This window comes from Pseudomonas agronomica, from assembly GCF_025917275.1.
Lineage (GTDB): Bacteria > Pseudomonadota > Gammaproteobacteria > Pseudomonadales > Pseudomonadaceae > Aquipseudomonas > Aquipseudomonas agronomica.
Genome location: NZ_JAOSHO010000493.1, coordinates 1 through 3618, shown reverse-complemented (window position 1 = coordinate 3618; position 3618 = coordinate 1). Strand labels below are relative to the sequence as shown.

The 3618-nt window shown below is 64.4% G+C and carries 5 protein-coding genes; all 5 read left to right on the top strand.

What is annotated here, in order from left to right:
- Positions 1 to 52: 52 nt before the first annotated feature.
- The 5 genes from ureA (at position 53) to ureC (ending at position 3567) form a co-directional block, all read left to right on the top strand.
- A complete protein-coding gene (gene ureA, locus OC610_RS23315; protein ID WP_007907366.1) occupies positions 53 to 355 on the top strand; it encodes an urease subunit gamma in 303 nt (100 codons plus the stop codon).
- 9 nt (positions 356 to 364) lie between these two features.
- Entirely contained in the window at positions 365 to 898 is a 534-nt protein-coding gene (locus OC610_RS23310; RefSeq protein ID WP_264431182.1) for a GNAT family N-acetyltransferase, read from the top strand.
- A gap of 5 nt (positions 899 to 903) precedes the next feature.
- Positions 904 to 1437, top strand: a complete 534-nt coding sequence (locus OC610_RS23305; protein WP_264431180.1) for a GNAT family N-acetyltransferase — start codon at positions 904 to 906, stop codon at positions 1435 to 1437.
- Positions 1434 to 1742, top strand: a complete 309-nt coding sequence (locus OC610_RS23300) for an urease subunit beta (protein ID WP_249876329.1) — start codon at positions 1434 to 1436, stop codon at positions 1740 to 1742. The genes OC610_RS23305 and OC610_RS23300 overlap by 4 nt, the downstream gene beginning before the upstream one ends.
- 124 nt (positions 1743 to 1866) lie before the next feature.
- Positions 1867 to 3567, top strand: a complete 1701-nt coding sequence (gene ureC / locus OC610_RS23295; RefSeq protein ID WP_264431177.1) for an urease subunit alpha — start codon at positions 1867 to 1869, stop codon at positions 3565 to 3567.
- Positions 3568 to 3618: the final 51 nt, after the last annotated feature.

The following is a 3618-nucleotide window of genomic DNA, read 5'->3' as shown; positions in this document are numbered from 1 at the left end:
AGGGATCGGTGTTTACTGCGAAAAAAATTATCTGCCCCTTATTGGACTGCACATGGACCTGACCCCACGCGAAAAAGACAAGCTGTTGATCTTCACCGCCGGCCTCGTCGCCGAACGACGACTGGCCCGGGGCGTGAAACTCAACTACCCGGAGGCCATGGCCTACATTTCCGCCGCACTGCTCGAAGGTGCCCGGGACGGCCAGACCGTGGCCGAGCTGATGCACTTTGGCACCACGCTGCTGAGCCGCGAGCAGGTGATGGAAGGCATCCCGGAAATGATTCCGGAAATCCAGGTCGAAGCGACGTTTCCCGACGGCACCAAACTGGTCACCGTCCATCAACCCATCGCCTGAGGCCACGCCATGACTGCCCATGTTCGTGACGCCCAGCCCGCCGACCTGGCGGCGATCCGCGAGATCTACAACGACGCCGTGCTCAACACCACGGCGATCTGGAACGAGCAGGCCGTGGGCCTGGGCAACCGCCAGGCCTGGTTCAGCGCCCGGCAAACCCAGGGCTACCCGGTGCTCGTCGCCGTTGACGCCGAGGACAACGTGCTCGGCTACGCTTCCTTCGGCGACTGGCGGCCGTTCGATGGCTTCCGCCATACCGTGGAGCATTCCGTGTACGTGCGCAGCGACCAGCGCGGCAACGGCCTTGGCCCGTTGCTGATGGCTGCCCTGATCGAGCGCGCCAGGACCTGCGATAAACACGTCATGGTCGCGGCCATCGAGAGCGGCAACGCGGCCTCGATTCGCCTGCATGAGCGGGCCGGTTTCGTCACCACCGGGCAGATGCCGCAGGTGGGCACCAAGTTCGGCCGCTGGCTGGACCTGACTTTCATGCAGTTGGTCCTCAATCCCGGGGCACCACCGCCCGCCATCGACAAGGAGTGATACCGATGAACGCCGCCCAGTTGCGTCGAGTCCACGCTGAAAGCTTTGCGCATTATCGCCAGGGCCTGATCGATCTGTTGCTCGACGCCGTGGGTTATGGCGCCAGCGTCGGGTTCATGGCCGACCTCGATGCGGTCCAGGCCCGGACCTATTTCGATGAAGTCCAGGCCAGTCTCAACCAGGGCCACCTGCTGCTGTGGGTGGTGGTCAAGGATGAACAGGTGCAAGCCAGCGTCCAGCTCGCCTTGTGCCAGAAGCCCAACGGCCTCAACCGCGCCGAAGTGCAAAAGCTGTTGGTGCGCGGCGAGGCCCGTCGCCGAGGCCTGGGCCAGCAATTGATGAGCGCCCTGGAACTGGGTGCCCGCCAGCACAAGCGCGGGCTGCTGTACCTCGACACCGAGGCCGGCTCCGAAGCCGAGGCGTTCTACCGCGCCATGGGCTATACCCGCGTCGGCGAACTGCCCAACTACTGCCAGAGCCCGGACGGGACCTACAGCCCGACCGCCATCTACTACAAGACTTTGGGGCAACCGCAATGATTCCAGGCCAATACCAGGTCCAGCCCGGCGACATCGAACTCAACGTCGGCCGCCGCACGCTCACGTTGAATGTCGCCAACAGCGGCGACCGACCGATCCAGGTCGGCTCGCACTATCACTTCTTCGAAACCAACGACGCCCTGGCCTTCGACCGCGCCGCCAGCCGTGGTATGCGCCTGAACATCCCGGCCGGCACCGCCGTGCGCTTCGAACCGGGCCAGAGTCGGGAAGTCGAGCTTGTCGAACTGGCCGGGCATCGCCGGGTGTTCGGGTTTGCCGGGCGGGTCATGGGCGACCTGGATTAAAGATCAAAAGATCGCAGCCTTCGGCAGCTCCTACAGATGTACGCGCCCCTGTAGGAGCTGCCGAAGGCTGCGATAGCGAGTAATGCGAGCGGTCCAACACCCCATTGAATCTCAAGGCAAGCACATGAAAATCTCCCGCCAAGCCTACGCCGACATGTTCGGCCCCACCGTCGGCGACAAGGTCCGCCTGGCCGACACCGAGTTGTGGATCGAAGTGGAAAAGGACTTCACCACCTACGGCGAAGAAGTGAAGTTCGGCGGCGGCAAGGTGATTCGCGACGGCATGGGCCAGAGCCAATTGTTGGCTGCCGAGGTCGTCGACACGCTGATCACCAACGCGCTGATCATCGATCACTGGGGCATCGTCAAGGCCGACGTCGGCCTCAAGGACGGGCGCATCGCCGCGATCGGCAAGGCCGGCAACCCGGACATCCAGCCCGACGTGACCATCGCCATCGGCGCCAGCACCGAGGTGATCGCCGGCGAAGGCATGATCCTCACCGCGGGCGGCATCGACACCCACATCCACTTCATCTGCCCGCAGCAGATCGAAGAAGCGCTGATGAGCGGCGTCACCACCATGATCGGTGGCGGCACGGGCCCGGCCACCGGGACCAACGCCACCACCTGCACCTCCGGGCCATGGCACCTCGCGCGGATGCTCCAGGCCGCCGATGCCTTCCCGATGAACATGGGCTTCACCGGCAAGGGCAACGCCAGCCTGCCGGAGCCGCTGGTCGAGCAGGTCAAGGCCGGGGCCATCGGCCTGAAGCTGCACGAGGATTGGGGCACCACCCCGGCGGCCATCGACAACTGCCTGAGCGTGGCCGACCAGTACGACGTGCAGGTGGCGATCCACACCGACACCCTCAACGAATCCGGTTTCGTCGAGACCACCCTGGCCGCGTTCAAGGGCCGCACCATTCACACCTACCACACCGAAGGCGCCGGTGGCGGCCATGCGCCGGACATCATCAAGGCCTGCGGTTTCCCCAACGTGCTGCCCAGCTCCACCAACCCGACCCGGCCGTTCACCCGCAACACCATCGATGAACACCTGGACATGTTGATGGTCTGCCATCACCTGGACCCGAGCATCGCCGAGGACGTGGCGTTCGCCGAGAGCCGCATCCGCCGCGAGACTATCGCCGCCGAAGACATCCTCCACGACCTCGGCGCCTTCTCGATGATCAGCTCCGACAGCCAGGCCATGGGCCGCGTCGGCGAAGTCATCACGCGCACCTGGCAGACCGCCGACAAGATGAAAAAGCAACGCGGCGCCCTGCCCGGCGACGGCGAAGGCAACGACAACTTCCGCATCAAGCGCTACATCGCCAAGTACACCATCAACCCGGCGATCACCCACGGCATCAGTCATGAAGTGGGTTCCATCGAAGTGGGCAAATGGGCCGACCTGGTGCTGTGGCGCCCGGCGTTTTTCGGCGTCAAGCCGACGCTGATCCTCAAGGGCGGGGCGATTGCCGCGAGCCTGATGGGCGACGCCAACGCCTCGATCCCGACGCCGCAGCCGGTGCATTACCGGCCGATGTTCGCCAGCTTCGGCGGCTCGCGACACGCCACCAGCCTGACCTTCATCAGCCAGGCCGCCGCCGAGGCCGGGTTGCCGGAACAGCTTGGTTTGAAGAAAAGAATCGCCGTGGTCAAAGGCTGCCGCGATGTGCAGAAAACCGACCTGATCCACAACGACTACCTGCCGAGCATCGACGTCGACCCCCAGACCTACCAGGTCAAGGCCGACGGCGTGCTGTTGTGGTGTGAACCGGCTGAAGTGTTGCCGATGGCGCAGCGCTATTTTCTGTTTTGAGTGGGATAACAGGCCGAACGCATACCCCGTGGCGAGGGAGCTTGCTCCCGC

Excerpts from the sequence above, each read along its gene's own strand:
- OC610_RS23310 (WP_264431182.1), top strand. The coding sequence starts at position 365 with ATGACTGCCCATGTTCGTGACGCCCAGCCCGCCGACCTGGCGGCGATC.
- OC610_RS23305 (WP_264431180.1), top strand. The coding sequence starts at position 904 with ATGAACGCCGCCCAGTTGCGTCGAGTCCACGCTGAAAGCTTTGCGCAT.
- ureA (WP_007907366.1), top strand. The coding sequence starts at position 53 with ATGGACCTGACCCCACGCGAAAAAGACAAGCTGTTGATCTTCACCGCC.
- OC610_RS23300 (WP_249876329.1), top strand. The coding sequence starts at position 1,434 with ATGATTCCAGGCCAATACCAGGTCCAGCCCGGCGACATCGAACTCAAC.
- ureC (WP_264431177.1), top strand. The coding sequence starts at position 1,867 with ATGAAAATCTCCCGCCAAGCCTACGCCGACATGTTCGGCCCCACCGTC.